This is a genomic window from Amycolatopsis lurida (genome assembly GCF_900105055.1).
GTDB classification, from domain to species: domain Bacteria; phylum Actinomycetota; class Actinomycetes; order Mycobacteriales; family Pseudonocardiaceae; genus Amycolatopsis; species Amycolatopsis lurida.
The window spans coordinates 6,623,735-6,649,976 of sequence record NZ_FNTA01000004.1; the positions used below are offsets into that span (position 1 = coordinate 6,623,735).

General features: G+C 68.7%; 28 protein-coding genes. 13 read left to right on the plus strand and 15 right to left on the minus strand.

Annotated features, from left to right (window positions below; genetic code table 11):
• Positions 1 to 61: 61 nt before the first annotated feature.
• Positions 62 to 1,558 (minus strand): MFS transporter, encoded by a 1,497-nt coding sequence (locus tag BLW75_RS36420; protein ID WP_034321050.1) that lies wholly within the window; start codon positions 1,556 to 1,558, stop codon positions 62 to 64.
• 107 nt (positions 1,559 to 1,665) lie between these two features.
• On the opposite strand from BLW75_RS36420, the gene BLW75_RS36425 reads away from it, so the two are divergent.
• Positions 1,666 to 2,397, plus strand: coding sequence for a TetR/AcrR family transcriptional regulator (locus tag BLW75_RS36425; RefSeq protein ID WP_034321047.1), 732 nt, complete (start codon positions 1,666 to 1,668; stop codon positions 2,395 to 2,397).
• Here BLW75_RS36425 and BLW75_RS36430 read toward each other — a convergent pair.
• The gene (locus BLW75_RS36430; protein ID WP_034321045.1) at positions 2,387 to 3,163 is read right to left on the minus strand and encodes an IclR family transcriptional regulator; all 777 of its coding nucleotides are present in this window, start codon (positions 3,161 to 3,163) and stop codon (positions 2,387 to 2,389) included. The two genes, BLW75_RS36425 and BLW75_RS36430, sit on opposite strands and share 11 nt — an antisense overlap.
• Before the next feature lie 103 nt (positions 3,164 to 3,266).
• On the opposite strand from BLW75_RS36430, the gene aceB reads away from it, so the two are divergent.
• Both aceB and BLW75_RS36440 read left to right on the plus strand, forming a co-directional pair.
• Complete coding sequence (aceB, locus tag BLW75_RS36435) at positions 3,267 to 4,844, plus strand: malate synthase A (protein ID WP_034321042.1); 1,578 nt, start codon at positions 3,267 to 3,269, stop codon at positions 4,842 to 4,844.
• Between the two features lie 4 nt (positions 4,845 to 4,848).
• The gene (locus BLW75_RS36440; protein ID WP_034321039.1) at positions 4,849 to 6,045 is read left to right on the plus strand and encodes a DUF6986 family protein; all 1,197 of its coding nucleotides are present in this window, start codon (positions 4,849 to 4,851) and stop codon (positions 6,043 to 6,045) included.
• Between the two features lie 64 nt (positions 6,046 to 6,109).
• Here BLW75_RS36440 and BLW75_RS36445 read toward each other — a convergent pair whose 3' ends face one another.
• Positions 6,110 to 6,454, minus strand: coding sequence for a hypothetical protein (locus BLW75_RS36445; RefSeq protein ID WP_034321037.1), 345 nt, complete (start codon positions 6,452 to 6,454; stop codon positions 6,110 to 6,112).
• A 351-nt stretch (positions 6,455 to 6,805) separates the two neighbouring features.
• On the opposite strand from BLW75_RS36445, the gene BLW75_RS36450 reads away from it, so the two are divergent.
• Positions 6,806 to 7,051 carry a hypothetical protein gene (locus BLW75_RS36450; protein WP_091599120.1) on the plus strand — a complete coding sequence of 82 codons (246 nt, stop codon included), beginning with the start codon at positions 6,806 to 6,808 and terminating at the stop codon, positions 7,049 to 7,051.
• Here BLW75_RS36450 and wzt read toward each other — a convergent pair.
• The gene (wzt, locus tag BLW75_RS36455; protein ID WP_034321035.1) at positions 7,027 to 7,785 is read right to left on the minus strand and encodes a galactan export ABC transporter ATP-binding subunit Wzt/RfbE; all 759 of its coding nucleotides are present in this window, start codon (positions 7,783 to 7,785) and stop codon (positions 7,027 to 7,029) included. The genes BLW75_RS36450 and wzt overlap by 25 nt on opposite strands.
• Positions 7,786 to 7,858: 73 nt before the next feature.
• On the opposite strand from wzt, the gene BLW75_RS36460 reads away from it, so the two are divergent.
• On the plus strand, positions 7,859 to 8,506 hold the full coding sequence (locus tag BLW75_RS36460) for a TetR/AcrR family transcriptional regulator (RefSeq protein WP_034321247.1): 648 nt from the start codon (positions 7,859 to 7,861) through the stop codon (positions 8,504 to 8,506).
• A 170-nt stretch (positions 8,507 to 8,676) separates the two neighbouring features.
• Here the strand turns inward: BLW75_RS36460 and BLW75_RS36465 are convergent, their stop codons facing one another.
• From BLW75_RS36465 to BLW75_RS36485, 5 genes are all read right to left on the minus strand, one after another.
• Positions 8,677 to 9,930, minus strand: a complete 1,254-nt coding sequence (locus tag BLW75_RS36465; RefSeq protein WP_091600111.1) for an HNH endonuclease signature motif containing protein — start codon at positions 9,928 to 9,930, stop codon at positions 8,677 to 8,679.
• Between the two features lie 235 nt (positions 9,931 to 10,165).
• Entirely contained in the window at positions 10,166 to 10,648 is a 483-nt protein-coding gene (locus BLW75_RS36470; protein WP_034310828.1) for a GNAT family N-acetyltransferase, read from the minus strand.
• A 10-nt stretch (positions 10,649 to 10,658) separates the two neighbouring features.
• Positions 10,659 to 11,264 (minus strand): DsbA family protein, encoded by a 606-nt coding sequence (locus tag BLW75_RS36475; protein ID WP_034310830.1) that lies wholly within the window; start codon positions 11,262 to 11,264, stop codon positions 10,659 to 10,661.
• Positions 11,265 to 11,300: 36 nt separating this feature from the next.
• A complete protein-coding gene (locus BLW75_RS36480) occupies positions 11,301 to 11,783 on the minus strand; it encodes a MarR family winged helix-turn-helix transcriptional regulator (protein ID WP_034310832.1) in 483 nt (160 codons plus the stop codon).
• Position 11,784: 1 nt separating this feature from the next.
• Complete coding sequence (locus BLW75_RS36485; RefSeq protein WP_034310834.1) at positions 11,785 to 13,206, minus strand: PucR family transcriptional regulator; 1,422 nt, start codon at positions 13,204 to 13,206, stop codon at positions 11,785 to 11,787.
• A 136-nt stretch (positions 13,207 to 13,342) separates the two neighbouring features.
• Here BLW75_RS36485 and BLW75_RS36490 point away from each other — a divergent pair, with 136 nt between their 5' ends.
• The 7 genes from BLW75_RS36490 to BLW75_RS36520 are packed head-to-tail and all read left to right on the plus strand — an operon-like array spanning position 13,343 to position 20,665.
• Positions 13,343 to 14,212 (plus strand): FAD binding domain-containing protein, encoded by an 870-nt coding sequence (locus BLW75_RS36490; protein ID WP_034310837.1) that lies wholly within the window; start codon positions 13,343 to 13,345, stop codon positions 14,210 to 14,212.
• Entirely contained in the window at positions 14,203 to 14,673 is a 471-nt protein-coding gene (locus tag BLW75_RS36495) for a (2Fe-2S)-binding protein (RefSeq protein WP_034310840.1), read from the plus strand. Before BLW75_RS36490 ends, BLW75_RS36495 begins: the two co-directional genes overlap by 10 nt.
• Positions 14,670 to 16,019 carry an 8-oxoguanine deaminase gene (locus tag BLW75_RS36500; protein WP_034310841.1) on the plus strand — a complete coding sequence of 450 codons (1,350 nt, stop codon included), beginning with the start codon at positions 14,670 to 14,672 and terminating at the stop codon, positions 16,017 to 16,019. Before BLW75_RS36495 ends, BLW75_RS36500 begins: the two co-directional genes overlap by 4 nt.
• Positions 16,016 to 18,298, plus strand: a complete 2,283-nt coding sequence (gene pucD, locus BLW75_RS36505) for a xanthine dehydrogenase subunit D (RefSeq protein ID WP_034310843.1) — start codon at positions 16,016 to 16,018, stop codon at positions 18,296 to 18,298. Before BLW75_RS36500 ends, pucD begins: the two co-directional genes overlap by 4 nt.
• A 32-nt stretch (positions 18,299 to 18,330) precedes the next feature.
• Complete coding sequence (locus BLW75_RS36510; protein ID WP_091599126.1) at positions 18,331 to 18,825, plus strand: nucleoside deaminase; 495 nt, start codon at positions 18,331 to 18,333, stop codon at positions 18,823 to 18,825.
• 35 nt (positions 18,826 to 18,860) lie between these two features.
• Positions 18,861 to 20,303 (plus strand): NCS2 family permease, encoded by a 1,443-nt coding sequence (locus tag BLW75_RS36515; RefSeq protein WP_091599129.1) that lies wholly within the window; start codon positions 18,861 to 18,863, stop codon positions 20,301 to 20,303.
• Complete coding sequence (locus BLW75_RS36520) at positions 20,294 to 20,665, plus strand: allophanate hydrolase-related protein (protein WP_034310845.1); 372 nt, start codon at positions 20,294 to 20,296, stop codon at positions 20,663 to 20,665. Before BLW75_RS36515 ends, BLW75_RS36520 begins: the two co-directional genes overlap by 10 nt.
• Positions 20,666 to 20,707: 42 nt before the next feature.
• On the opposite strand, the gene BLW75_RS36525 is transcribed toward BLW75_RS36520, so the two are convergent.
• Positions 20,708 to 21,397, minus strand: coding sequence for an Ig-like domain-containing protein (locus BLW75_RS36525; protein ID WP_034310848.1), 690 nt, complete (start codon positions 21,395 to 21,397; stop codon positions 20,708 to 20,710).
• 102 nt (positions 21,398 to 21,499) lie between these two features.
• On the minus strand, positions 21,500 to 22,075 hold the full coding sequence (locus BLW75_RS36530) for a TetR/AcrR family transcriptional regulator (protein WP_449500956.1): 576 nt from the start codon (positions 22,073 to 22,075) through the stop codon (positions 21,500 to 21,502).
• Between the two features lie 411 nt (positions 22,076 to 22,486).
• On the opposite strand from BLW75_RS36530, the gene BLW75_RS36540 reads away from it, so the two are divergent.
• Positions 22,487 to 23,992, plus strand: a complete 1,506-nt coding sequence (locus BLW75_RS36540) for an alpha/beta hydrolase (RefSeq protein ID WP_034310853.1) — start codon at positions 22,487 to 22,489, stop codon at positions 23,990 to 23,992.
• Here the strand turns inward: BLW75_RS36540 and pucL are convergent.
• Genes pucL through BLW75_RS36560 form a run of 4 tightly spaced genes read right to left on the minus strand, consistent with a single transcriptional unit; the run spans position 23,989 to position 26,235 of the window.
• Positions 23,989 to 24,867, minus strand: coding sequence for a factor-independent urate hydroxylase (gene pucL, locus BLW75_RS36545; protein WP_034310855.1), 879 nt, complete (start codon positions 24,865 to 24,867; stop codon positions 23,989 to 23,991). The two genes, BLW75_RS36540 and pucL, sit on opposite strands and share 4 nt — an antisense overlap.
• A gap of 6 nt (positions 24,868 to 24,873) precedes the next feature.
• Positions 24,874 to 25,191, minus strand: coding sequence for a hydroxyisourate hydrolase (gene uraH / locus BLW75_RS36550; protein ID WP_034310857.1), 318 nt, complete (start codon positions 25,189 to 25,191; stop codon positions 24,874 to 24,876).
• Complete coding sequence (gene uraD / locus BLW75_RS36555; RefSeq protein ID WP_034310859.1) at positions 25,188 to 25,679, minus strand: 2-oxo-4-hydroxy-4-carboxy-5-ureidoimidazoline decarboxylase; 492 nt, start codon at positions 25,677 to 25,679, stop codon at positions 25,188 to 25,190. The genes uraH and uraD overlap by 4 nt, the downstream gene beginning before the upstream one ends.
• A 58-nt stretch (positions 25,680 to 25,737) precedes the next feature.
• Positions 25,738 to 26,235 carry a helix-turn-helix domain-containing protein gene (locus BLW75_RS36560; RefSeq protein ID WP_034310861.1) on the minus strand — a complete coding sequence of 166 codons (498 nt, stop codon included), beginning with the start codon at positions 26,233 to 26,235 and terminating at the stop codon, positions 25,738 to 25,740.
• Positions 26,236 to 26,242 lie beyond the last annotated feature (7 nt).

Consider the following 26,242-nt stretch of genomic DNA (forward strand, 5'->3'; position numbering starts at 1 on the left):
ACTGCGATGAAAGGCCCCTTCATGGCAAGTTTCGCCATGAAGGGGCCTTTCCTGTCACCCGTCAGGTCGTGACAGGGACGTTCTCGTCGGCCGGAACCGGTGCGGTCTTCTTGTCCCGCATCACCAGGAACGCGAGCACCGCCGCGGCCAGTACACCGACCGCGCTCACCAGGAACGTCATCGACATCGCCGAGGTGAACGACTCGCGGGCCGCGGTGATGAGGCCGCCGTCGCCGGTCGCGAAGGCGTCACCGATCGAAAGCCGGGCCTGCGCCGGGGCGGACTCGGGCATGTTCGACGTGAACAGGCTCGACACGACACTGCCCAGGATCGCGATGCCGAGCGCGGCGCCCAGCTGCTGGATGGTGTCGTTGAGCGCGGAGCCGACACCGGCCTGCTCCTCCGGCACCTCGCCCATCAGCGCCGCGATCGCCGCCGGCATCGCCAGCCCGCCGCCCGTGCCGAGCAGGAACAGCGCGGCCGCGGGCAGCAGGAAGCCCTCGTTCGCCGACAGTGTCGCGAGCAGGCCGAAACCGCCTGCCATCACGATCATCCCGCCCGCGGCCAGCGCGCGGTTGCCGATCTTCTGGCCCAGCGTGGCGCCGAGGGCGTTGGACAGCAGCGACGCGATGGCCATCGGGATGAACGCGAGACCCGCCTCGGTCGGGGTGTAGCCGAGCACGAACTGCAGGTACTGCGTCAGGAGCAGCAGCAGACCGCCGTTGCCGATCTGCACCAGCGTGAGCGACAGGCTGCCGCCGCTGAAGTTGCGCTTGCGGAACAGCTTGAGCGGGACCATCGGCGACGGCGTGTGGCGCTCCCAGAACACGAAACCGGTCAGGCTCACCACCGCGATCGCCAGCGGGATCAGCGTCCCGGCCTCGGTGATGCCGTGCTTGGGCAGTTCGATGATCGTCCAGACCAGCGCGACCATGCCGGCCGCGGAGAGGATCGCGCCGAGCGGGTCGGGCTTCTGCCACGGGCCCTTGGATTCCGGCATCAGGGTCAGCGCGGCGAGCACGGCGATGACGACGATCGGCACGTTGATCAGGAACACCGCGCCCCACCAGAACCACGCGATCAGCACGCCGCCCAGCACCGGGCCGCCGATCAGGCCGATCATCGCGACCGCGCTCCAGGCCGCCATCGCCTTGCGGCGCTCTTCGTCGTCGAAGACGGTGATCAGGATCGAGAGCGTGCTCGGCATGATCAGCGCGCCGCCGACGCCCATGACCGCGCGGGAAACGATCAGTTCGAGCGGATTCGCGGCGAACGCGGCGACGAGTGAGGCCACCCCGAACAGGGCGAGCCCGATGAGCATCACCTTCCGGCGCCCGAACCGGTCGCCGAGACTTCCCGACGTGAGCAGCAGGCCGGCGAACACGAGGATGTAGGAGTCCAGGATCCACTGGGTGTCCTGGGCGCTGGCGCCGAGGTCTTCGGCCAGTGGCGGGACGGCGACCGTCAGCACCATGTTGTCGACGACCAGTACGAGCGTGCTCAGGCACAACACGATCAGGATCCACCAGCGGCGTGGATCACGGACGGGTTCGTTCATCGGGATACCCCCAGAAGTGGTGCGTACGTTGTTCGGCTGATGCGCACACTGTACGCAGAACGAAACGGCGTACGCAAGTGGGGTACTTCGTGCGCTAAGGTGGGGGCATGTCGATCGAGGAACAACCGATCCAGTCGGTGTGGACCCGTCCTCGCCGGAAACGGGATCAACCCGCGTTGAGCCAGGCGCAGATCGTGGCCGAGGCCGTCCGGCTCCTGGACGTCGAGGGTGTCGACGCGCTGAGCATGCGCAGGCTGGGTACCGCGCTGAACGCGGGCGCGACCTCGCTCTACCGGCACGTGGCCAACCGCGACGAGCTGATCGAACTGGTCGTCGACGAGGTCTACGGCGAGATCACCGTGCCGGACGGCGACGATCCGGCGCGGTGGCGTGAAGCGGCCGTCGTGGGAGCGGAAAGCGTCCGCGCGATGATCCTGCGGCACCCGTGGGTCGCTTCACTGCTCGGCTCGGTCGGCCTGTCGTACCTGGGGCCGAACGTCATGCGGCTCAACGAGCGGCTGCTGGGCGTCTTCGTGGCCGCGGGATTCCCCGGTGACGAGGCTGATCAGGCGATCAGCGCGGTCATCTCCTACGTCATCGGCATGGGGACGACCGAGGCGGCCTGGCTCACGACCGTCGCCAGGAGCGGCCGGAGTGAAAGCGACTGGGCGGAGCGGCTGCGGCCCGCCGTCGAAGAGGCGGTGCAGGGGCATCCGCATCAGCGGGAAATGCTCGTCAGGGCCGTCGCCGGAACCGATCCGGTCCGGCTCCGTGACGAGAAGTTCCGCTACGGGCTGGACCGGATGCTGGACGGCCTGGAGGCCAGGCTCAAACGGTGACCCCGTCCTTCGAAAGGGTCGAACCGAGCGAGTTCGCGATCCGCTGGACGACGGGCGCGATCCGCTCGACGGCCTCCATCGTCAGCCGTCCCGACGGTCCGGACACCGAGACGGCCGCCGGCACCGGCGCGCCCGGGACCGCGACGGCCACGCAACGGACGCCCAGTTCCTGCTCCGCTTCGTCGAGCGCGTAACCCTGCTTGGCGATTTTCGCCAGCTCGCGCAGGAGCGCGTCCTGGTCGGTGAAGGTGTGCTCGGTGTAGGAGGGCATGCCCGTCCTGGCGAGCAGCGCCGTGACGTCGTCGGACGGCAGATGCGCCAGCATCGCCTTCCCCACGCCGGTGCCGTGCGGCAGGAGACGCCGTCCGACCTCGGTGAACATCCGCATCGAGTGCTTCGAGGGCACCTGGGCGACGTAGACGACCTCGTCGCGCTCCAGGACGGCGAGGTTCGCGGTCTCGCCGACCTCGTCGACCAGCTCCGCGAGCAGCGGCCGCGCCCACGAGCCGAACTGCATGCTGGCGTTCTCGCCCAGCCGGATGAGGCGGGCGCCCAGCGCGTACCGGCGGTTGGTGTTCTGCCGGACGTAGCCCAGGTCCACCAGTGTCCTGATCAGCCGGTGGATGGTCGGCATCGGCAACCCGGACAGGGTCGCCAGCTCCGAAAGGCTGGCCTCCCCGCCGGTGTCTGCGAGATGCTCGAGGAGCTCGAAGGCTCGCTGAAGGGACTGGACGCCGCCGTCGCGCCCGTTCTTCTCCGCTGCCACCGTGGTACTCCTTACGTCGGCGTTGATGTTCCGCTATGCAGAAACTATAGTCCGTCATGTAAAACCGTAGGGACGTTATCTTTCCGAACTCGGGGTGTTACTCATGTCTGAAGCTCAGGTGCTCGGCGATCCGGTCGAGCGCGGGGACGAAATCCTCACGCCGGAGGCGCTCGCCTTCCTCGCCGGCCTGCACGAGGCCTTCGCCGCCCGCCGCGACGAGCTGCTGCAGGCCAGGGGCAAGTGCCGCGAGGAGGCCAGGACCACCGGCAAACTCGACTTCCTGCCGGAGACCAAGGAGATCCGCGAGGGCGACTGGAAGGTCGCCGAGGCCCCGCCCGCGCTGCGTGACCGCCGCGTCGAGATCACCGGCCCCACCGACCGCAAGATGACCATCAACGCGCTGAACTCCGGCGCCAAGGTCTGGCTCGCCGACCTCGAGGACGCCAACACGCCGCACTGGGCGAACGTCGTCTCCGGTCAGGTCAACCTGTACGACGCGGTCCGCGAGACCATCACGCTGGAGAGCGGCGGCAAGAGCTACGCGCTGAAGGACGACGTCGAGCACGCGACCATCGTCGTCCGCCCGCGCGGCTGGCATCTCGACGAGCGCGGCCTCTCCTTCGGCGGGCGTCAGGCCGTCGGCGCGCTGGTCGACTTCGGCCTGCACTTCTTCCACAACGCGCAGGAACTGCTCAACCGTGGCAAGGGACCGTACTTCTACCTGCCGAAGATGGAGAGCCACCTCGAAGCCCGGCTCTGGAACGACGTCTTCACCCACGCGGAGAAGACGCTCGGCATCGAGCACGGCACCGTCCGCGCGACCGTGCTGATCGAGACCATCCCGGCCGCGTTCGAGATGGAAGAGATCCTCTACGAACTGCGCGAGCACGCCTCCGGCCTCAACGCCGGCCGCTGGGACTACCTGTTCAGCGTCATCAAGTACTTCCGTGACGCGGGCGAGAAGTTCGTCCTGCCGGACCGCAACTCGGTCACCATGACCGCGCCGTTCATGCGCGCGTACACCGAATTGCTGGTGCGCACCTGCCACAAGCGCGGCGCGTTCGCGATCGGCGGCATGGCCGCGTTCATCCCGAACCGCAAGGACCCCGAAGTCACCGCCGCGGCGCTCGACAAGGTCCGCGCCGACAAGAGCCGCGAGGCCGGCGACGGCTTCGACGGCTCCTGGGTCGCTCACCCCGGCATGGTGGACATCTGCCGCGAGGAGTTCGACAAGGTCCTCGGTGACAAGCCGAACCAGCTCGACCGCACCCGCGACGAGGTGTCCGTCACCGCCGACCAGCTGCTCGACGCGGCTTCGACGCCGGGCGGCGCCACCGCGGCCGGGCTGCGCGCCGCCGTCGACGTCGGCATCCGCTACATCGCCTCCTGGCTGGGCGGGAACGGCGCGGCCGCCATCCACAACCTGATGGAGGACGCGGCCACCGCGGAGATCTCGCGTTCGCAGGTGTGGCAGTGGGTGCGCAACGGCACGCAGCTCGACACCGGCGACAAGGTGACCGAGGAGCTGGTGCGTGGCGTGCTGGCCGAGGTCCGCGGTGAACTCGCGGCCGAGATCAAGCCGGAACTGCTGGAGCCCGCCGTCGAGCTGTTCGAGCAGGTCGCGCTCGCCGACGAGTTCCCGGACTTCCTGACCCTGCCCGCCTACGAACGGATCAAGTAGACAGATGGGGAACGGGCGGCTCACCGAGGACGTTTACACCGCCGCTGACGCGCGTCTGGCCGAAGCCGACGCGCGCGTAGCGGCCAAATATCCCGGTGAGCCGCCCGGCCGCCAGCCCGTGCACACGGTGTACGTGCCCGCGTCGCAGTACAAGACGCGGCTCGTGGCGGACTGGGGCAAGCGGGCGTTGCGGGTCTTCGGTGAGCACGCCGACCACCTGGACCTGGACGCGGACATCGCCGACCGGGTCCGGGCCAAACTGCTGACCGAGCCGATCGAGGATCTGCGGATCGACTTCGAGGACGGCCTCGGCAGGCCGGGCGACGACGAAGAGGACGCCATCGCGCTCGCCGCCGGGCGGACCCTCGCCGTCACGGGTGGCACACCGTTCGTCGGCATCCGGTTCAAGAGCTTCGAGCAGGCGACTCGCCGCCGCGGCATCCGCACCCTCGATCTCTTCCTGGCCGGTTTGCTGGAGAGCGGTCCGCTGCCGGACGGTTTCGTCGTCACGCTGCCGAAGGTGACCGCCGTCGAACAGGTCGAAGTGGCGGCGGATGTCTTGGAGCGTCTCGAATCCGCGTACGGCCTGCCCGATGGCGCGCTGCGGTTCGAAGTCCAGATCGAGACCGCCCAGTCCATTGTGGACACCGACGGAACGGTGGCGGTGCCGCGGATCATCGAAGCCGCGCGCGGCCGGTGTTCGGGCCTGCACTACGGAACCTACGATTACAGCGCCGGGCTCGGGATCAGCGCCGAGTACCAGAGCATGGAACATCCTGCCGCCGACTTCGCCAAGCAGCTCATGCAGGTTTCGGCCGCGGGCACCGGCGTCCGGCTTTCCGACGGCTCGACGAACAAACTGCCCGTCGGCGACGCGATCCTCCCGGCCTGGCGCGAACATCTGCGGCTCGTGCGGCGATCGCTCGAACGTGGCTTCTATCAGGGCTGGGATTTGCACCCGCATCAGCTGCCGACCCGCTTCGCCGCCACCTACGCGTTCTTCCGTGAGGGTTTTCCGGCCGCGCTGGGCCGGTTGCGGGACTACGCGGACCAGACCGGGCGCGGGGTGCTGGACGAACCGGCGACCGCACAGGCCTTGGCGAACTTCTTGGTGCGCGGCCTGGATTGCGGAGCCGTGGACGTGGGGGAGCTTTCGTTCTCCCGGGCGGAGTTGGACGGCTACGCGCGACGGACGGTGTGAGGAGCGGCTGAGCGAGCGCCTTTCGTGGCAGGCGCTCGCTCAGCCGCTGCTCGCCCGGGCGGCGTCAGACGGAGGAGCCGCGGCCGGGTGTCTCCTTAGGGTGCGCGGATTTCGCGACGAGCACCAGCATGGCGAGCTGGCCTGCGATCGTTCCCGCCGTCGCCCACACCGGAAAGGCGGCCGGAACCACCTGCAGCGTGAGCGCCGGACCGAGTACGGCTCCGAGCACCAACAAGGTGTTCAAGATCGTCGCGAGGAGCCGGCGGGTTTCGGCGGCGGGCACCGCCGCTTCGGCCTTCAGCTCGGTCGTCTCGATCCTGACCCTGGCGAGCGGGGTCGGTGTTTCGGCCCAGCTCGATACTGCTTCCACGGGCGCGGTCTCACCCGGGCCCTCGATTTCGGCAGCCATGCGCATGCCCTTCCGACCCAGTCAGGCGAGCCCGGATTGGCACGTCAAGCTGGGGACCACTTTGTCCGGAGACGACCCCGACGTCCGCCTCCGTTTCCCCTCAGATCGGCGGCTTGCGAGCGCCACCCTTGCTCGCCTGCCGCGTTCCCTCCTGCCGGATCGACGAAGTGGTGGTCGCACTTCTCATCCGCCGCATGGGACGAACGTCGGTCTGGCGAGGCCCACTGTAGGCCCGCCACGAGTGACGCCGCAACCCATCTCGCACATTTTTACTGCGGAAAATGTGGTTAATGCGCACTTCCTGTGTCAGCATGGACAGGCGGCTCTTCGCCGCAGGGGAAGGGAGCGGGTATGCCATCGGTCGAGGAGACCACGACCGGCCGCCCCGCGGTGGTCGATCGCGTCAACGTCGCGTTGATCGCCGAGGCGGTCGACGCGCTGGGCAAACTGCAGGAGCGCACCGGGTTGAAGAAGGTCGACCTGGTCAACCGCGCGCTGCTGATCTACGAGTTCGTCGACGCGGAACTCCGCGCGGGCAAGCAGGTCGTGCTGCGGGATCCGGACGGACAGGATCAGCTGGTCAAGATCTTTCTTTGATCGCCGTGGTAGGTCGCGAGAACCTCGTCGAGTGAGCCGTGTGCGCGAATGCGGCCCTCGTCCATCCAAAGAGCCGTTGAGCACAGTTCCCGCAGCAGTTCGTCCGAGTGCGAAGCGAACACCAGAACGCCGGAGCGGCGGGCGAGGTCGACCAGGCGTTCGCGGGCCTTGGCGAGGAACGCGGCGTCGATCGCACCGAGCCCCTCGTCGAGGATGAGGATCTCCGGATCGATGGTGGTCACCACGCCGAGCGCGAGCCGCACCCGCATGCCGGCCGAGTAGGTGCGCAAGGGCAAGTGCAGATAGTCGCCCAGTTCGGTGAACTCGGCGATGTCGTCGATCCGTTTCGCCATCTGCTTGCGGCTCATGCCGAGGAACAGCCCCCGGATCAGGATGTTCTCGTGGCCGGAGACCTCGGGATCCAGCCCCACGCCGAGGTCGAACACCGGCGCGATCCGTCCGACGACTCGAGTGCTGCCCCTGGTCGGCTCGTGGATACCGGACAGCAACCGCAGGAGCGTGGACTTCCCCGCGCCGTTGTGCCCGACCAGGCCGACTCGGTCGCCTTCGTTCAGGGACAGGGAGATGTCCCGCAACGCCTCGATGATCGGAACCTTCGCGTCGGTGCCGATCCTGCCGCCGACCTTGCCGAGCACCCGCTTCTTCAGTGACCGGGTTTTGGCGTCGAAGATCGGGAAATCGACGTAGGCGCCTCGCACCTCGATGCTCACCACGGCGGACCTCCTCGTGCTCGCTAAATGCGAACGGAAGTTATCATTCGCATTGTGGTGCGGTAACGTGCGGCTGGTGAGTTCCTCCGTCGAGCAGGGCTTCCGACCGCCGCAGCAGGCCCGCAGCCGGGAGTCGTTGCAGAAGGTGCTGGCCGCGGCCGAACATGTTCTGGCAGGCCAGGGCTTCGCGGAGTTCACCGTCGCGGCGGTCGCCGAGCGGGCGGGAATGTCGGTGGGCGCGATCTACCGCCGGTTCGACGGCAAGAGCCAGCTGCTCTACGCCGTGAAAGACCAGCTGCTCGGACAGCTGGAGGCCGGCGTCAACAAAGCGCTTCGTTCCGCGGAGCCCGGATTGAGCGGCGTCGTCGGCGCGTTCACCCAGGCGTTGGCGGGGACGTTCGCCCGTCACGACCGGATCTTCTCCGAACTGCTCGACAGCCAGCGCACCGAAGGACGCGACCGCGGCCTCCGCGCGTTGGACACGATTCAGCGCGATCTCGTGGAGGCCGCCCGGCCTTGCTACGGCGAGATCCGGCGGGCGGACGAGGAACGGGCGATCCGGATGGCGAGTCGGACCATCATCGGTTCCTGTGTGCACCGGGCCGCCAGTGGCCGGTTCTGGTCCGACGGCCTCGGCTGGGATGCTTGGGCGAGTGAGACGACCGAGATGGCGTTGGCGTATCTGGGTTCGGCTCCTCGCGATGAAGTGGAGCCCGCTCAGTGAGCTTTGGGAGGTCCGAGCGGCGGCAGCAGCTGATGGCCCAGGGTTGTGAGCGCGTGTATGTCGAGCGCAGGAACTGCGGGCACGCGTAGCGGCGGTCTCGTCGCTGGTCCTGGCCGATGTCGGGCATGCCGAGGGGCCCGTCGCCGGTGTGGCTGGCGGGCTCCTCGGGTTCAGACGTGATGCAGGGTGTTGCGGCGGGGTCTTCGGAGCGGGTCCCGGTATTGGGGCGGGATGAATTCCGGTAACCCGTCGGCGGCCATGCGGACTTCCCAGTCACCGTGATGGATCAGCCGGTGATGGAACCCGCACAGCAGAACCAGATTCCGAAGATCGGTGGGTCCGCCGTCTGCCCAGTGATGAATGTGGTGAGCGTGGCAATTCTTGGGTTTCCGATGACAGCCAGGGAACGCGCAGCCACCGTCGCGGATGTTCAACGCCCGTCTCTGGCCTGGGGTGACGAAGCGTCTGAGTCGCCCCACGTCGAGGGGTTCACCCGCGGCGCTCAGCACGACCGGCAGCATCAGGCAGTCGCAGGCAGCGAGCCGGGCTTCCCTCGCGGTCATCGTCCCAACGAAATCCAAGCACGCGGTCCCGAGACCGGACTTCAACTCCTCAAGCCCGATGGTGACGTGCACCAACGTCCGATACCCGCTGGTGCCGGGCTGGTCGGGGCAGGCGATGGCCAGGTCGAGGAGGTCGACCCAGGCGTCGCCCATGCGTTCGCATTTCATCCGCAGGTCCGCTTGGCCGAACTCGTCCACCGGCCGGGGCTGGGCGTAGGCCTCCAGCGCGGCGGCGGTGCGGGCACCGGTCTCGTCATCGAGAAGACCGGTCAGCTTCCAGAACCCGTCTTTCCGGCGCTCCAGCGTGATCTCGCGACGCGGCTCAGCAGGTTCCGGGTCTTTGGGCTCGTTCCCGTCCGGGTCCAGCAAGGCGAGGAGGTTCGCTTCGGCGTCCGCCAACTGGCGAGGGCCAGCGTCCCGAGCAAGGGTGGCGAGAATCTTCTCTGCATTCTCGCGGTCCTCAGTGGAGGTGTCGGCGGGGAGTCTCTTCAAGATCTCCAGGATCTGATCGATCCTCTCGTCCCCGACCAAGCCCTCGGCCGCCACCGCAGCGGTCGTGGGCAGCGCGGCCGGAACCTCGGTGCCGTCCAACGCGCGGGTCGGGTTTAACGCGATGGCCCGCTTCACCACCGCACCCGCTTCACCGACCGACAACCCCGCGACATCGGCGAACCATGCAGCCGTACGGCCATACCCGTACAAGTCCTTGACACCCCGAGACTCGATCTCCGCCAGGTACCGCCCCAAACCCGCGGTGGCCATGCGAATCACCCGCAGAGACTGCTGCACGCCATGGGCAAGCTCCAGCTTGCCAGCGCGCCACAGCTCCTGCGGCAGTTCGGGAAGGAAGGTCTCGGACACACCCCCAGAATACCGCAATTCATCGAACATGTGTTCGTAATTTTAAGCGACGAGCGAAACGTGCGAACAACACTGAAGGGTGATCCGCTCGGTGTGGCGCGAACACGCTAGGACAACAAAAGTGCGGCCGGGTCCGAGGATTCTGTTCCCGTGAAACCGATAACGAGAGATAATTGCCGCCGAAGGCGAAAGTGCGTCCGAAACCCGCCGCAATTAGTCGGCTAAATGCGAAGGGTCAAACGGTCTTGACATAACGGCGGCAAGGTACGGAAACCGGCCCCCCTGGACCGGTGACCCGATTGTCGAACTCGCCGTCGTCGACCCATCCGCACCGCTCGTAAAACCGCCGAGCCCGCGCGTTCCCCGGTGCCACCGCGAGCCAAGCGCGTGCATGCCCACCCGCGCGCACCAGCCGTTCGGCCTCCGCGAGCAGCGCCCCGGCCACCCCGCTCCCGCGATGGTCCGAAGAAACGTAGACCTGTTCCACCTCGTCGCCGACGACCATCACGAAACCCGCCACCTCGCCGCTCGCCGAAGCGACGGTCGTGTCGCCGACGCGGTCCGCGGCCCGCTCCCAGAACGATTCGCGGGTGCGGATCCGGACGAGCGAGTCGGGCACGTTGCCGAGATGGCCGTCCTGCCAGCCGTGGTACCAGATCTTCGCGACGGCGTCGGCGTCCGCGGGCGTCGCCTGGCGCAACATCAAAGAAGGAGACATGGCGCCGAGTTTAGGAAACCAGCGCCCCGATCCGCCGCTCCACCTCGTCCGCGCTCGCGTTCCCGGCGACCAGGGTCACCACCTGCTCCGACGGCAAGGAGGCCAAAAGAGTCGGATAGCCGGTGACACCCAATTCCCGTGCCCGCCGGAAATCGTCCGCGGCGGAAACCCGGTCCAGCGCGCCCTCGACGGCGTCCCCGTCCAGGCCTGCCCGCTGCGCGACCACGCGATAGGTCGAGACCTCGGACAGGCTCAGCCCGTCGAGGTAGAAAGCCTCCTGCAGCAGCGCCGCGAGTCGTACCGCGCGATCCGGCCCGGCCTCGCGCAGCGCCGCCATCCCGCAGGCGGCGGCTTCGGAGTCCATGACGAACTCCCCGTCCGCGATGAGCCGTTCGTAGCCTTCCCCGAACGGCGCGCCGGTCCGGCGGGTGATCTCGGCGTTGGCTCCCTGGAGGTAGCCGAACTGCCGGATCGGGACGCGGCGCCCGCCGAGGAAGAGGCCGCCGGACACCACTTCGACCGGCAGGTCCGGATGCCGGTGCGCGACGTCGGCCATGGTGCGGGCGAACCCGTACGACCAGCCGCAGTACGCGTCGAAGACATAGATGAGCTTCACGACGGGACTCAACGATGCCTGACTGGTCAGATATTCCTACCGGAGTTTGGGGAGTGCGTCACGGGCCGAGTGGCTCAGCGTCCGGAGGTCCTGCGCGAACCGTTCGCGGTGGTCGGCGGGTAGCGGGTCGAGGAAGAGCCGCTGGATGTTCTCGACGTGCACCCGCGCGGCCCGCACGGTCGTCTCCTCGCCTTGCGCGGTCAGCCGTACGAGCTGCACGCGACGGTCCTGCGGATCGGACGAGCGGAAGACAAGGCCGAGTGTCGTCATCCGGTCGACCAGCCTGGTCGCGCCGCCGGTGGTCAGCACCTGCTCCTGCGCGATCGCGCGCATGCTCATCCCGGCGTCACCCGACCTGCCGACGATCAACAGGACCTCGAACATCAGGTGCGAGATCCCGCATTCGGCCTCCAGCGCGCGGCCGAGCAGGTATTCGAGCCGGTTCGCGGCGCCCATCATCCGGCCGAAGGCGACCACGCGCGGGTCGTAGGCGGCTTCTTTCGCCGTGGTGATGCCCATTTCAGCTCCCTGCCGACAAGGCCAAATAGACGTCGAGCTGTTCGGTGAACTCGGTCAGGTCGGTGCCGAGCAGTTCGCTCGCGCGCCCGATCCGATACCGCAAGGTGTTGACGTGGATGTGGAGCGCCCGCGCGGCCCGCGTCGGCGAGCCGGAACATTCGAGATAGACGCGCAGGGTGTGCACCAGATCGGTGCCCTGTTCGGCGTCGTAGCTCACCAACGGGCCCAGCACCCGCCGTCGCAACGCCGCCCGCAGGTCGTCGGGTGCGCCCGCCAGCAGCAGCCGGTGCATGCCGATCTCGCCGCCGGGGACGACCTCGATCGTGCCGGGCCGTTCCGCCGCCACGGCCAGCGCGTAGCGCGCGACCTCTTTCGCGCCTCGCAGCACGGAAACCGGGGAACGGTCGCTGACGCCGATCAGCACCCGGCGGCACGGCAACAGGGATTCCACGCCGGTCAGTGTGTCGGTCACCGTGGCGGGCCAGTCCTCCGGCCATTCGCCGTCGTCCTCGGCCAGCGCCCAGGTGGTCTCCCCGGCGGGGCCGACGAGCGCGCCGGGCGGCAGGAGTTCGGTCAGGATGCCGCGTGCCGCATCGGATCCTTCGGTGCGCGCGACGACGACCCGCAGATCCCCGCGCAGCCCGGTCGCGGTCAGCGCCGCGTGCGGATCGCTTCCCTCGTCGAGTGCGGCGAGCAACGGTTCGAGCACCCTGTCGGTGACGGCGCGGACCTCGTCCGCCCGCGTGCGCGCGAGCCCGATCAGCCCGGCGAGTTCTTCGGCGATCTCCGCCTGTGCGGCGGTCAACGTGCCGCCGATCGCGAGCAGCCACGGCAACGCGTGCCTGCCGCCGACGGGCCGGATGGAGACGTCGCCGGCTTCGAGGGAGCGCCCGCCCGCGGCGACGAACCGGCGTACCAGATCCGACGGGGTGCCGACGGGAACCACCCAGCAGGGGAGGCCGATCTCGCCGCGCGCCCGTTCCAGGAGGGCCTCGACCGACGAGTCTTCCGTCGCCGCTGAAAGCAAACGTTTGCGAGCGCCTTCCGCGGCTGCGGCCAAGGCCAGGACGACGCGTTCGGTGACGACCGAGAACGACAGGTCCGCCGGTACCTCCAGCAAGGGGATCCCATGGCGCGTACAGGCCTCGACGAGGTCTTCGGGAATGCCGTCGGAGTCGGCTCCGGACGCCGCCAGAGCCGCCGCTCCGGCCTTCGCGAGCGCCGCGACGAAAGCCTCGGAATCACCCGGCCCGCGCCACCACAGCAACCCGCTCAGGACGAGTTCGCCCGCCGACACGTACCGCCCGGGATCGGACAGTTCCGTGACGTAGATCCGGGACACCGGGCGGTCGAGCAAAGCCGTCCCGGCACGTACGCGCAAGCGCAACCCGGGGAGCGCGAGCAGAGTTTTCACGGTCGTCATCAGGTTTGTAGGAAAGCACAAAACGGCCCGGCCGGGCAGGGGAGATTTCATGCTTCGGCACCGTTGCCGCCATACGGGCGCAGGGCGTCTACTGAGTCAGCCGTCACATATCGCCGCCGAACCGAGGAGCCCGAGAGTGGATTTCCTGCGCCCCAGCTCGCTGACCGAGGCGCTCGCCGTCAAGGCCGAGCGGCCCGACGCGGTGCCCATCGCGGGCGGCACGGACGTCATGGTGGAGCTCAACTTCGACCACCGCCGCCCGGACGCGCTGCTCGATCTCAACCGGGTCACCGAACTCGCCGAATGGACCGAGACCGACGGCAGGATCCGGCTCGGCGCCTCGGTGCCCTACGTCCGGGTGATCGCTGAGCTGGGTGAAGTTCTGCCCGCGCTGGCCATGGCCTCGCGCACCGTCGGCTCACCGCAGATCCGCAACCGGGGCACCGTCGGCGGCAATCTCGGCGCCGCCTCGCCCGCCGGGGACACCCATCCCGTCCTCCTCGCGCTCGGCGCCGAGGTCGAGGCCGCGTCCGTCCGCGGTACCCGCCTGATCCCGGCCGAGGAGTTCTACCTCGGCGTCAAACGCAACGCCCTCGAACCCGACGAGCTGATCACCGCGGTGCATTTGCCCGCCGAGGTCGGCCCGCAGCAGTTCGCCAAGGTCGGCACGCGCAACGCGATGGTCATCGCGGTCTGCTCGTTCGCGCTGGCGCTGCACCTGGACACTCGCGAGATCCGCGCGGCCGTCGGCTCGGCGGCGCCGACCCCGCGCCGCGCGACCGCGGCCGAAGAGTTCCTCGGCGACGAACTTCCCTGGTCCACCAAGGCTTCGATCACGGATTCCGTCAAACGCCGGTTCGGCGAGCTGGTGTCGGAGGCGGCGTCGCCGATCGACGACGTCCGCGGCAGCGCCGACTACCGCAAGCACGCGCTGTCCGTCCTGGCGCGGCGAACGCTGACCTGGGCGTGGAACGACTTCCAGAAGGGTGAACGCGAGTGCGCGTGAACGTGACGATCAACGGCGAGTCCCGCCAGGCCGACGACGTCTGGGAAGGCGAAAGCCTGCTGTACGTCCTCCGCGAGCGGCTCGGGCTGCCAGGCTCGAAGAACGCCTGTGAACAGGGCGAATGCGGTTCCTGCACGGTGTATCTCGACGACGTCCCGGTGTGTTCGTGCCTGGTCGCGGCCGGTCAGGTCGAAGGCCGCGAGGTCCGCACGGTCGAAGGGCTCGCCGAAGGCGACAAGCTGGACCGCGTCCAGCAGTCCTTTGTGGAGGCCGGTGCCGTCCAATGTGGTTTCTGCACCCCCGGCCTCGTGGTGGCCGCGCACGATCTGCTCAACCGCGTCGAAAATCCCGCCGACGAGGAGATTCGCGAGGCGCTGGCGGGGAACCTCTGCAGGTGTACCGGATACGAGAAGATCCTCGACGCCGTCCGGTTGGCCGCGACCAGGGGAGAGACCACGTGAAGACCGTCATCGAGAACGCCGCGATCGCCACGGTCGACGGAGCGGGCACCGAGCACGGCTCGGGCCACGTCGTCATCGAGAACGACCGGATCGCGGCGGTCGGCGCGGGGAAGGCGCCCGACGGCGAGTACGACGAACGCGTCGACGGCTCCGGCTGCCTGGTCACGCCCGGTCTGATCAACACCCACCACCACCTTTACCAATGGGCGACGCGCGGCCTCGCCGCCGATCACACGCTCTTCGAGTGGCTGGTCGCGCTGTACCCCATCTGGGGCAGGCTCGACGCCGAGATCACGCACGCGGCGGCCACGGCCGGGCTCACCCGGCTCGCGACCACCGGCTGCACCACGGTCGCCGACCACCACTACGTCTTCCCGCGCGACGGCGGCGACCAGGTCGAGGCCCTCGCCGCCGCCCGGATCCGGGTCGGCGTGCGGCTGCACGTCGTCCGCGGCTCGATGGACCGGGGCGAATCCCAGGGCGGGCTCCCGCCGGACAACCTCGTCGAGGAGACCGAGGCCGCGTTGCTCGGCACCGAGGCCGCGATCGAGCGGTTCCACGACGCCTCCGCCGGCGCGCATCTGCAGATCGCGGCCGGCCCGTGTTCGCCGTTCTCGGTGAGCGAGCGGCTGATGACCGGCGCGGCGGAACTGGCGCGCCGCAAGGGCGTCCGGCTCCACACGCATCTCGCCGAAACGGTCGACGAGGAGAAGCAGTGCCTCGCCGAAGTCGGCTGCACCCCGGCCGAGTACGCCGACAAACTCGGCTGGCTCGCCGACGACGTCTGGCTCGCGCACTCGATCCATCTCGCCCCGGAGGCGATCCGGCGGATGGGCGCGACCGGGACCGGCGCGGCGCATTGCCCGACGTCCAACGGGCGGATCGGCGCCGGGATCGCCCCGGTGCGTCAGCTGCTCGACGCCGGGGTGCCGGTCGGGCTCGGCGCTGACGGCGCGGCGTCCAACGAATCCGGAGGCCTCGGTGAGGAACTGCATCAGGCGCTGTTGCAGGCCCGGCAGCGCGGCGGACCCCGTGGGCTGACCACGCGCGAGGCGTTGTGGATGGGCACGATGGGCGGCGCGCGCTGCCTCGGCCGTCAGAAGGATCTGGGTTCGATCGAGGTGGGCAAACTCGCCGACCTCGCGGTCTGGAATCTGAACGGCCTGAACTACGCCGGGATCACCGACCCGGTCGCCGCCCTGGTGCTCGGCACGACCCCACCGGTCGAGCGGCTGTACGTCGGCGGCGTGCAAGTCGTCGAGGGCGGAACACTGCGCGAGGAATCCGAAGACGAGATCGCCCGTGAGCTGGCCGTGGCCAGTGCACGGCTGAGGGAGACGGTATGACCACCACTGAAGTCTCCAAGCAGACCACCGGCAACGGAGTGGGGACGAGCCCGCAGCGGCCCGACGGCACGGTGAAGGTCCGCGGCGAATTCGCCTACTCCTCGGATCTGTGGCACGAGGACATGCTGTGGGGCGCGACGTTGCGCAGCCCGCATCCCTACGCGCGGATCACCGGCATCGACATCACCGAAGCCCTTGCGGTGCAAGGGGTGTACGCGGTGCTGACGCACGAAGACGTACCCGGCGTGAACAAGTACGGGCTGGAGCACGCGGATCAGCCGGTGCTCGCCGTCGACGTCGTCCGCTATCAGGGCGAGCCCGTCGCGCTGGTCGCCGCGGACCACCCCGAGACCGCGCGCCGCGCGATGAAGCGGATCAAGGTCTCCTACGAGGTCCTCGAACCGGTGACGGATTCCGAGAAGGCCGCCGCCGGCGAGGGAGCCGAGCTGCACCCCGGCGGGAACGTCGTGCGGCACGCGAAGATCCGGCACGGTGACCAGTCGGTGAAGGCCGACGTCGTGGTGTCCGGGGTTTACGAGGTCGGTATGCAGGACCAGGCCTTCCTCGGGCCGGAGTCGGGTATGGCGATCCCGGACACCGAAGGCGGCGTCGACCTTTACGTGGCCACGCAATGGCTTCACGTCGACCAGCAGCAGATCGTCGCCGCGCTGGGCCTGCCCAAGGACAAGGTGCGGCTGACACTGGGCGGGGTCGGCGGCGCGTTCGGCGGCCGCGAGGACCTCTCGATCCAGGTCCACGCGTGCCTGCTGGCGCTGCACACCGGCAAGCCGGTCAAGATGGTCTACAACCGCGAGGAGTCCTTCTACGGCCACGTGCACCGCCACCCGGCGAAGATGTACTACGAGCACGGCGCGGACAAGGACGGTCGCCTCGTCTACGTCCGGGCGAAGCTGTACCTGGACGGCGGTGCGTACGCCTCGTCCACCGGTGCGGTGGTCGCGAACGCCGCCACGCTCGGCGTCGGTCCGTACAATGTGGACAGTGCTTCGGTCGACTGCTGGGGCGTGTACACCAACAACCCACCATGTGGCGCGATGCGTGGTTTCGGCGCGGTGCAGGCGGGTTTCGCCTACGAATCGCAGATGGACAAGCTCGCCGAGGCGTGCGGGATCGACCCGGTCGACATCCGGATCCGCAACGCGATGGCCGAAGGCAGCGTGATGCCGACCGGGCAGATCGTCGACTCGGCGGCCCCGGTCGCCGAGCTGCTGGAACGCCTGCGCGCCAAGCCGTTGCCGGTCACGCACGAAGAACTCGACCTGCGCCGCATGCCCGGCGGCGTCTCCAACACCACCCACGGCGAAGGCGTCGTCCGCGGTGTCGGGTACGCGGTCGGCATCAAGAACATCTGCTTCTCCGAAGGCTTCGACGACTACTCGACCGCCCGCGTGCGGCTGCAACTCGTCGGCGGCGAACCCGCGGCGACCGTGCACACCGCCGCCTGCGAGGTCGGCCAGGGCCTCGTCACGATCATGCAGCAGATCGTCCGGACCGAACTCGGCATCGACCAGGTGACCATCCTGCCGATGGACACGAACATCGGCAACGGCGGCTCGACGTCGGCCTCCCGGCAAAGTTATGTCACCGGTGGCGCCGTCCAGGCCGCGTGCGTCGCGGTGCGTTCGGGGCTGCACAAGCACTTGGCGGGCAAACTCGCCGCGGACGGGAAGCTGAGCGTCGTCGCGAACAAGGTCGTCTCCGCCGACGGAAGCGTGCTCGCGGATCTCGCCGACGTCCTCGGCGACGAGGTCTTCGACGAGACCGTGGAATGGCGTCACCGGCCCACGGTGCCCATCGATCCCGAGACAGGGCAAGGGAACGCGCACGTCCAGTACGGTTTCGCGGCACACCGCGCGGTCGTGGACGTCGACACCGAACTCGGCCTGATCAAGGTCGTCGCGCTCGACTGCGCACAGGACGTCGGCAAGGCGCTCAACCCGCAGGCGGTGCTCGGCCAGATCCAGGGCGGCTCCGCGCAGGGTCTCGGGCTCGCGGTGATGGAGGAGATCCAGACCGACGGCGGGAAGATCCGCAATCCGTCGTTCACCGACTACCTGATCCCGACCGTGCTGGACATGCCGCCGATGGACATCGACGTCCTGGAACGGCCCGACCCCAACGCGCCGTATGGTCTGCGCGGGGTCGGGGAACCGCCGACGATCTCGTCCACCCCGGCGATCGTCGCGGCCATCCGCGCGGCCACCGGGCTCGCGCTGCCTCGCGTGCCCGTGCGCCCGGAGCACCTCACCGGCACCTGATATCCGTACTTTTTCGAGCTAGGAGCACATCCGTGGGTACCCGTCTGTCCATTTCGGAGTCCGATGAGCAGAAATGGCTCGCCGAAGCCGTTCAGCTGGCCACCGCGAACGTCGAGCGCGGCGGCGGCCCGTTCGGCGCGATGATCGTCCGGGACGGTTCGGTGCTGGCCACCGGGACCAACCAGGTGACCCCGACGCTGGACCCGACGGCGCACGCCGAGGTGGTCGCGATCCGCGCGGCCTGCCAGGCGATCGGCGACTACAAACTCGACGGCTGCGTCCTCGTGACCTCCTGCGAGCCTTGCCCGCTCTGCCTTTCCGCCGCGCTCTGGGCGCGTGTCGGCAAGGTCGTCTACGCCGCGGACCGCCATGACGCGGCCGAGGCGGGCTTCGACGACCGCGAGTTCTACGACCTCTTTTCCCGCCCGCGCGAGACCTGGTCGCTACCCGTCGGCCAACTGTCCCTTCCGGACTCCTTCGCGCCTTTCCAGGCCTGGCTGTCGAAACCCGACAAGAAGGCCTACTAGAAACTCTTCCCGCCCCACAACGTTGTGGAGTAGGCATGACCCAATTAGGTACAGAGCGTCCCCCGCTGCCCTCGTCCGAGCCGAGGCGGCTGTCCGGGCTCGACCGCTGGTTCAAGATCTCCCACCGCGGCAGCACGATCGGCCGCGAGGTGCGCGGCGGGATCACCACGTTCGTCGCGATGTGCTACATCGTGCTGCTCAACCCGCTCATCCTCGGCGCGTCGGCGGACATCACCGGCGCCCGGCTGAGTACCGAGGCGATCACGACCGCGACCGCGCTGGCGGCGGGGGTCACCACGATCCTGATGGGACTGGTCGGCAACGCGCCGCTGGCGCTCGCGGCCGGTCTCGGCGTCAACGGTGTCGTCGCCTTCCAGATGGCTCCGGCGATGACGTGGGCGCAGGCCTTCGGGCTCGTCGTCCTCGAAGGTTTCTGCATCGTGCTGATGGCGGTTTCCGGTGTCCGGGAACGGATCATCAACGCGATCCCGATGGCGCTCAAGGTCGCGATCACCGTCGGCATCGGCCTCTACATCGCGCTGGTCGGCCTGGTCAGCGCGGGGTTCGTGACCAGGACACCGGATTCGGCGCAGTCGACGGTGCCGGTGCGGATGGGGATCGCGGGCCATCTCGAAGGCTGGCCGATCGCGATCTTCTGCCTCGGGCTGTTGCTGATGATCGTGCTCGTGAGCCGCGGCGTGCCGGGCGCGGTGCTGATCAGCATCGCGGTGGCGACCGGGCTCGCGGTGCTGGTCAACAGCGTGTTCCACGTCGAAGGCTGGGGGCTGGTCGAACCCAAGGTGCCCGACCAGGTCGTGGCGCATCCCGATTTCAGCCTGCTGGGCGACATCGATCTCTTCGGCGGCTTCGGGTCGGCGGGCGCGGTGACGGCGGCGGTGTTCCTGTTCACGCTGGTGCTGTCCGGTTTCTTCGACGCGATGGGCACGATCACGTCCGTCTCGGAGGAGGCGGGCCTGGTCAAGAACGGCAAGGTCGAGGGGATGGGCCGCATCCTGCTGGTCGACGGCGCGGGCGCGCTGGCGGGCGGCGTCACCGGATCGGCGCCGAACACCGTGTTCCTCGAATCGGCCGCCGGCGTCGGGGAGGGCGCGCGGACGGGACTGGCGAGCATCGTCACCGGCGGGCTGTTCACCGCCACGCTGTTCCTGACGCCGATCGCGGCCATCGTCCCGGCGCAGGCCGCGGCGCCCGCGCTGGTGGTCATCGGCGGGATGATGATGGCGCAATGCGCGCGGATCCCTTGGCGGGACCTGGATTTCGCGATCCCGGTGTTCCTGACCATCGCGCTGATCCCGTTCACCTACTCGATCACCAACGGGATCGGCGCCGGGCTGGTCGCCTACGTGCTGATCAAGATCTGCAAGGGCAAGATCCGCGAGATCGGCTGGATCCTCGGGATCCTGGCCGCGGTGTTCGGGGTGTACTTCGGGATCGAAGGGATCATGTCGTGGTTCTGATGTTCCTCAACGGCGGCGGGATGCGCGGCGGACCGCTGCACGAACAGTTGCAGGGCGCGCCGTTGTGCTGCGTGGCCCGATCCGCGCCCAAGTACCACTACTTCTCGGTGGGCGACCGGTTCCCGGCGATGCACGAGGGCGGTTCCGCGACCGTCGTGGGCGAGGTCTACGACCTGCCGCTCACGGTGCTGCGGGACCATCTCGTCCCGGCGGAACCGCCGGAACTGGAGCTGGGCGTCATCGAACTGGAGGACGGCGCCGCCTGCCTCGCCACCATCCTGCGTTCGTCCTATGTGGACTCTCCGGAGCTGACGGACATCTCCGCGATGGGGGACTGGCGGGCGTATCTCGCGTCCCGCTAGTGGTCCGTGAAGGCCTCCCGGCGGGGAGGCCTTCACGGAACGTCAGAGCACGAAGACGAGGTCGCTCGCCGCCGCGTGGAACATCTCGGGCGCGCCCGCGTAGAAGGCCCGCCAGGCGCCGGGCTTGCGGTGCTCGGCCGAAGCCGCGAAGGCCCAGGTGGTGCCGTTCCAGGTGGCGGTGACCGTCGCCGCCGTGGTCCAGCGGTAGGTGCTGAACGAGAAGTACTGGAGTTCGACCGGGATCGGGTTCGCGGTGTACCGGCCGGGGAACTCGATGGTGCCGGACGCGGTGACGGCCTTGGCCGCGTCCCGGCCCGCCGCGAACGACGTGATCTTCGCCGGGTGAAGCACGACGATCTTCGCGGTGTCGGCGCCCGAGTTCGCGATCGACGGGTTGGTGGAGAAGAAGTCGGCGCGGTAGCTGCCGGTGCGGATCGGGGTCAGCGTCGCGCTGTACGCGCCGGCGGCGTCGGTGACCGGCTTGGCCTGCGCCTCACCGCAGAAGCCGTTGAAGCAGAACGAGATGCCGACCTCGGCGCCCGCGATCGGGGTGGCGTCGGCCTTGGTGAGCTTCCCGGAGATCGTGACGCTCTGTCCGGCGTCGATCTTGGTGCTGCTGGTGGTCGCGGTGAGGGTGGACGGCTGGACCTCGGCGGCGGTCGCGGGTACCGCGCCCGCGGTGAGCAGCGCGGCCGCGGCGATGGTGCCGATCACGAGCTTCCTGATGATCATGGTCTCCCCAAACGGATTCCGGTGTTGGCGACGGCTAGGTCGGCCGGAAGCCGTTGTCCGTTGCGGGGAAATCCCGGTGTTCAGAAGCCTGCCGTCGGTGCTTCACGCAGCAGGGAGCAACGTGCGTGCGAAGGCCACCGACGAGGCGCCCGCGACCTCGAGTGCTTCGGTGTTACGCAGCGAACGGCTCAACACGAACGCTCCTTCGAGGCTGTTCACCAAGGCGATGGTGAGGCGCCGCGCGGCTTCCGGCTCGAGCCCGTACTTGCCCAGCTTCTCGGAGCCGGTCTCGATCCACGCCGTGAAGACGTCGGCCGTCGCGATCCGCAGCTTCTCGTTGGTGCTGGCGACCTCCAGCGCGACCGTCGCGATGGGGCAGGCGTCGGCGTAGTCGGTCGCCTTCAGCGTCTCGGCGGCGCTGGCGAAGCAGGCCTCGATACCGTGGACGAGGTCCGGTTCGTCGGCGAAGAAGATCTCGAACAGCGCGAGGTACATCATCCCCGAGGTGCGGATGACCTCCTCGCCGAGCTGTTCCTTGCCGCCGGGGAAGAAGTGGTACAGCGAGCCGAACGGCGCGTTCGCCGCCTCGACGATCTGCTTCACCCCGGTGCCGGTGTACCCGTTGCGCCGGAGCAGCTCGGCGCCGGCGTTCACGATGCGTTCCCGCGTTCCAGTCACTCCGCCATGATAGAGCGTTCTATCCAACCGCAAACGTGAAAGATGCTCACTTCTATTGGGGGCGGCAGGCGCCGGCTACGTCGACACCTACGGGCCGAGCCTCGGGCACGACGCCTGTTCCGGGCGGTGGCCTACCACCCGTATGCGGCGGGCATGAAGGCCGAAGCCGACCTGATCTTCAAGGCGCTGGGCGGAACCGCCGCGGTGTCCACGAAGCCCCGGACGCGCGGAACGCGGCCACCGCGGACGAAACTCCGGCGCACGGCCACCGCGGCGGGACTTGTGCCTCGGTCCTAGCCATCCCTCGTTCCTTGGTTCACCTTCCGGCGCTACCTGCGGTCGATGTTCGCCCGGTGTGCCCGGCCCTAGCGTCGTGAGCCGTTGGGAAACCAAGGAAGAAGGGGGAAGTACATGAAGCGGTTCTTGGCCGCCGGGTTGCTCCCGGTGATCGTGGGCGGGCTGCTCGCCGGAGCCACACCGGCTTCGGCGAGCGTCCCGGCTCACTACGCCGACCAGAAGCTGGATTGGCATCCCTGCGCGGCGGAGGAACTGGTCACGTTGCCGCCGGGCACCGACATCAGCGGGCTCGAATGCTCGACGTTCCGCACACCCCGGGACTGGGATCGTGCGGGCGAGCGGCAGGACCTGACCATCGCCGTCAGCAGGCTGAAGGCCACCGGCACCTCGACGGCCTCGTTGCTCACCAACCCGGGCGGGCCGGGCGGTCCTGGGCGCTGGTTCCCGGTGACGTTCCGCGGGCAGGAGAAACTGCGCGAGCACCAGGACATCATCGGCATCGACGTGCGCGGGACCGGCAAAAGCACCAACGTCACCTGCCGGGGCACGGCCGACCTCATCCGGCAGCTGGATCCACGTGACCGGGATCCGCGCAATCTGAACCAGATCCTGGCCAACGCCGAGCACGTGGCCAGGTCCTGCCAGAGCGCCGGCGGCGAACTCGGGCCGTTGATCACCACCCACCAGACGATCCGGGACTTCGATCTGCTCCGCGACCTGCTCGGCCGCGAGAAGATCAACTGGGTCGGGTATTCGGGCGGCACCTGGCTGGGAGCGCACTACGCGCAGCAGTTCCCGCAGCGGACCGGGCGGTTCGTCCTGGACTCCGCGACAGAGTTCACCACGGACTGGCAGAAGACGTTCGACCGGCAGCCGGTCGGCTTCGAACGGCGCTGGCGGCAGGACTTCCTGCCGTGGATGGCGCGGTACGACGCCAAGTACCACTTCGGCACCAACGGTGAAGAGGTCCGGCAGAACTACGAGCGGGTCCGCTACGCCTTGTCCCGCAAGCCGCTGAACGGGAGCGGGCCGATGGAGCTCGACATGGCCATCATCTACATGCTGTACAAGAAGGCGACCTTCCCGGCGCTGGCCGACCTGCTGGTCAAGATCCGGGACGCGATGGAGAACCCGGCGGCCGTGGCCGAGGCGAAGGCCGCCGTCGAGGCGGTGGGTGACCACCCCGACGCGCAGGACGCCACCTTCTGGAACACCCTCTGTGGTGAGGGGCGTTTCACCGGCACCCGTGAGTCGCTGATCCGCGCTTCGCAGCGGAACCTGGACCGCGGTCTGCTCCTGGCGGGTGGCGGCACGCTGAACGCCTCGGTCTGCCTGTTCTGGGACAAGGAACCCCGTCCGCTGCCGAAAATGGACGGCAAGGGGGTTCCGCCGGTGCTGATCGTGCACTCGGAGCACGACCCCGCCACGGCGATCGAGGGTGCCCGGAAGGCGCACGCGGGGTTCGCGAACTCGCGCATGCTGACCGTGACCGGTGAGGGCGACCACGGGCTCTACGCGGACGGGAACCCCGCGGTGGACAAGATCGTGAACGCCTTCCTGGTCGACGGGGTCGTCCCCGCCGACCAGAGCGTCCCGGGCATGCCGCTGCCGGTGCCCTAGAAGGCGGCGAGGGTGTGCCAGGCCAGTCCTGGATCCTCGGCGTCATCGCGGAGGACGACACCCTCGATGAGGCCGTACGGGCGGTCGGCGGCGTAGAAGACCTCGTTGTCGTTCTTCAGCCCGAACGGTGACAGGTCCACCAGGAAGTGGTGCTTGTTCGGCAGCGAGAGCCGGACTTCGGCGACCTCTTCGCGTTCCTTGAGCACAGCCTCTCCCATCGCGTACAGCGTTTGCTGCAGGGAGAGGCTGTGCTTGTCCGCGAAGGTCTCCAGCAGGATCCGCCGGACCTCGGCGTGGCTCGTGGCCCAGTCGATCCCGTCGCCCTGGTAGCGCCAGCGCGCGGTCACGGCGGTCGCGAGGATGCGGTCGTTCGTCTCGGCCAGCGTCGTGTACTCGTCGCGCGGGAAGCCGTGGAACTCCGAGCCGGTGGACTTGAGCACCACGAGATCGTCCAAACCGGACACGACCCAGGCCTGGTCACCCTGAACGGTCACCGCGGTCGTCCGCTTTTCGCTGCCCGCCTGGGAGAACGCGTGGTCGTGGCCGGAGATGCGGTTCCAGCCGTGTTCGTCGATGAGGATCCGTGCGCCGGTGATGTGCTCGAACGAGCCGACGAAATGGCGTCCCAGACGCAGGGCGAAGTCCTCGATCTCGCCGACAGGGGCTTCCTTGGCGAAGGCGTAGACGGTGTTCTTCTGGGTGTCGGTCGCGACGACGTCGGCGTTGTCGCCGGTGAGGTGCGTGGCCGCGAGGTCCCCGCGCAACGACGTCGAAACGGTGAGGTCCTTGAGGTGGTGGACGGTGCCTTCGCGCTGGACGGTGACGAGCCGGACTTCGGCCTTGCCGTACTGGTTGGGGCCCAGGGTGATGGCCACGGGCGATCAGCTCCCTCGATAGGTGGAATAGGCGAACGGGCTCAGCAGCAACGGCACGTGGTGGTGCTCGGTCCCGTCGGCGATGCGGAAGGTCAAGGTGACTTCGGGGAAGAAGGAGTCCGGGCCGAGGTGGGCGCCGGTGTCGAAGACCAGCCGGTAGACCCCGGGTTCCAGGGTGTCCGGGCCGAGATCGCGGATCCGGCCGTCGGCGTCGGTCCGGCCTTCGGCGACGGGTTCGCCCGCGCCGGTCTCGAGCCGGACCCCGACGCCGGCCGCCGGCCGTCCCGCGGCGGTGTCGAGGATGTGCGTGGTCACGAGGCTCATGCCGTCACCGCCTTCTCCAGCCGCAACGCGGCGATCTTGGCCAGCTCTTGACCGGCCACTTCGAGTTCCGTCTCAGGGTCGTTCGAGAGCCTCGAACGCAGGTTTTCCAGCAGTTCGGCGCCGCTCCGGCCGCTCGCGCAGACCAGGAAGACATGTCCGAACGTCGCTTCGTATTCGGCGTTGGCGGCGGCGAACTCGCGTGCCGCGTCACCGTCCACACCGGACTGTTCCGAGCGGGACCAGCCCGCTTCGGTGCTTTTCCCGTCCGCTTTCTCCCCGATCCGGGGATGGGCGGCCATGGCTCGCCGGACCTCTTCGGGGCGCAACGGGGTGAGCGCCTCGGAAGCGGCGAGCAACGCGGCGACATCGGCGTATGGGCGCCTGGCCAGCAGGGTTTCCACCCAGCGCGGGACGTCGAGGCAGGCGGTCAGCGCCGGCCGGACGTCCTGAGCGGGAGCCTCGTTGAACTCTCGAATGGTGAGCGGCACGGGAACCGACGGTACGGCGACGCTTCCGCCGCCGTCAACATTTTGTTGAATCTGCTCTTCAGTCTTGGTCTCGGTTGAGGTAGTTGTAGACCGTGAACCTCGTGACCCCCAGTGCCTCGGCGACGGTCGACACCGATTTGCGGAGGCCGAACGCGCCGCGTTCCTTGAGCAGTCGCACCGCGCGCTGCTTGGCGGCGCGGTCGAGCGTGTCGAGTCTGCCGCCGAGCTCGCGTTCGACGTCGCCGATGAGCCGGGCCAGCGCGTTATGCAGTTCGAGGGCACTGCGCAGTTCGGCGGCGGGTTCGTCCGTCTTGTCGTCACCGACCTGTCGCAACTGGAGGGTCACGCGCGTGGCGCCACCGTCCAGCGCCGCCCTGGCGATGGCGGGAAGCGCGTCGAGCAGGGTGTCGGCGTCGCCGCGGACCAGGGTGCCGAGCGGGCCGAAGTCGGCGGACAGGCCCGCGTCCTCCGCGGTGTCGCGAGCTTTGACGGCGTGTTCGGGTGGCGGGCCCTCGCCGTGGAACGGTTCGCTGGTGAACTCGGCTTCTAACTGCACCCAGCGA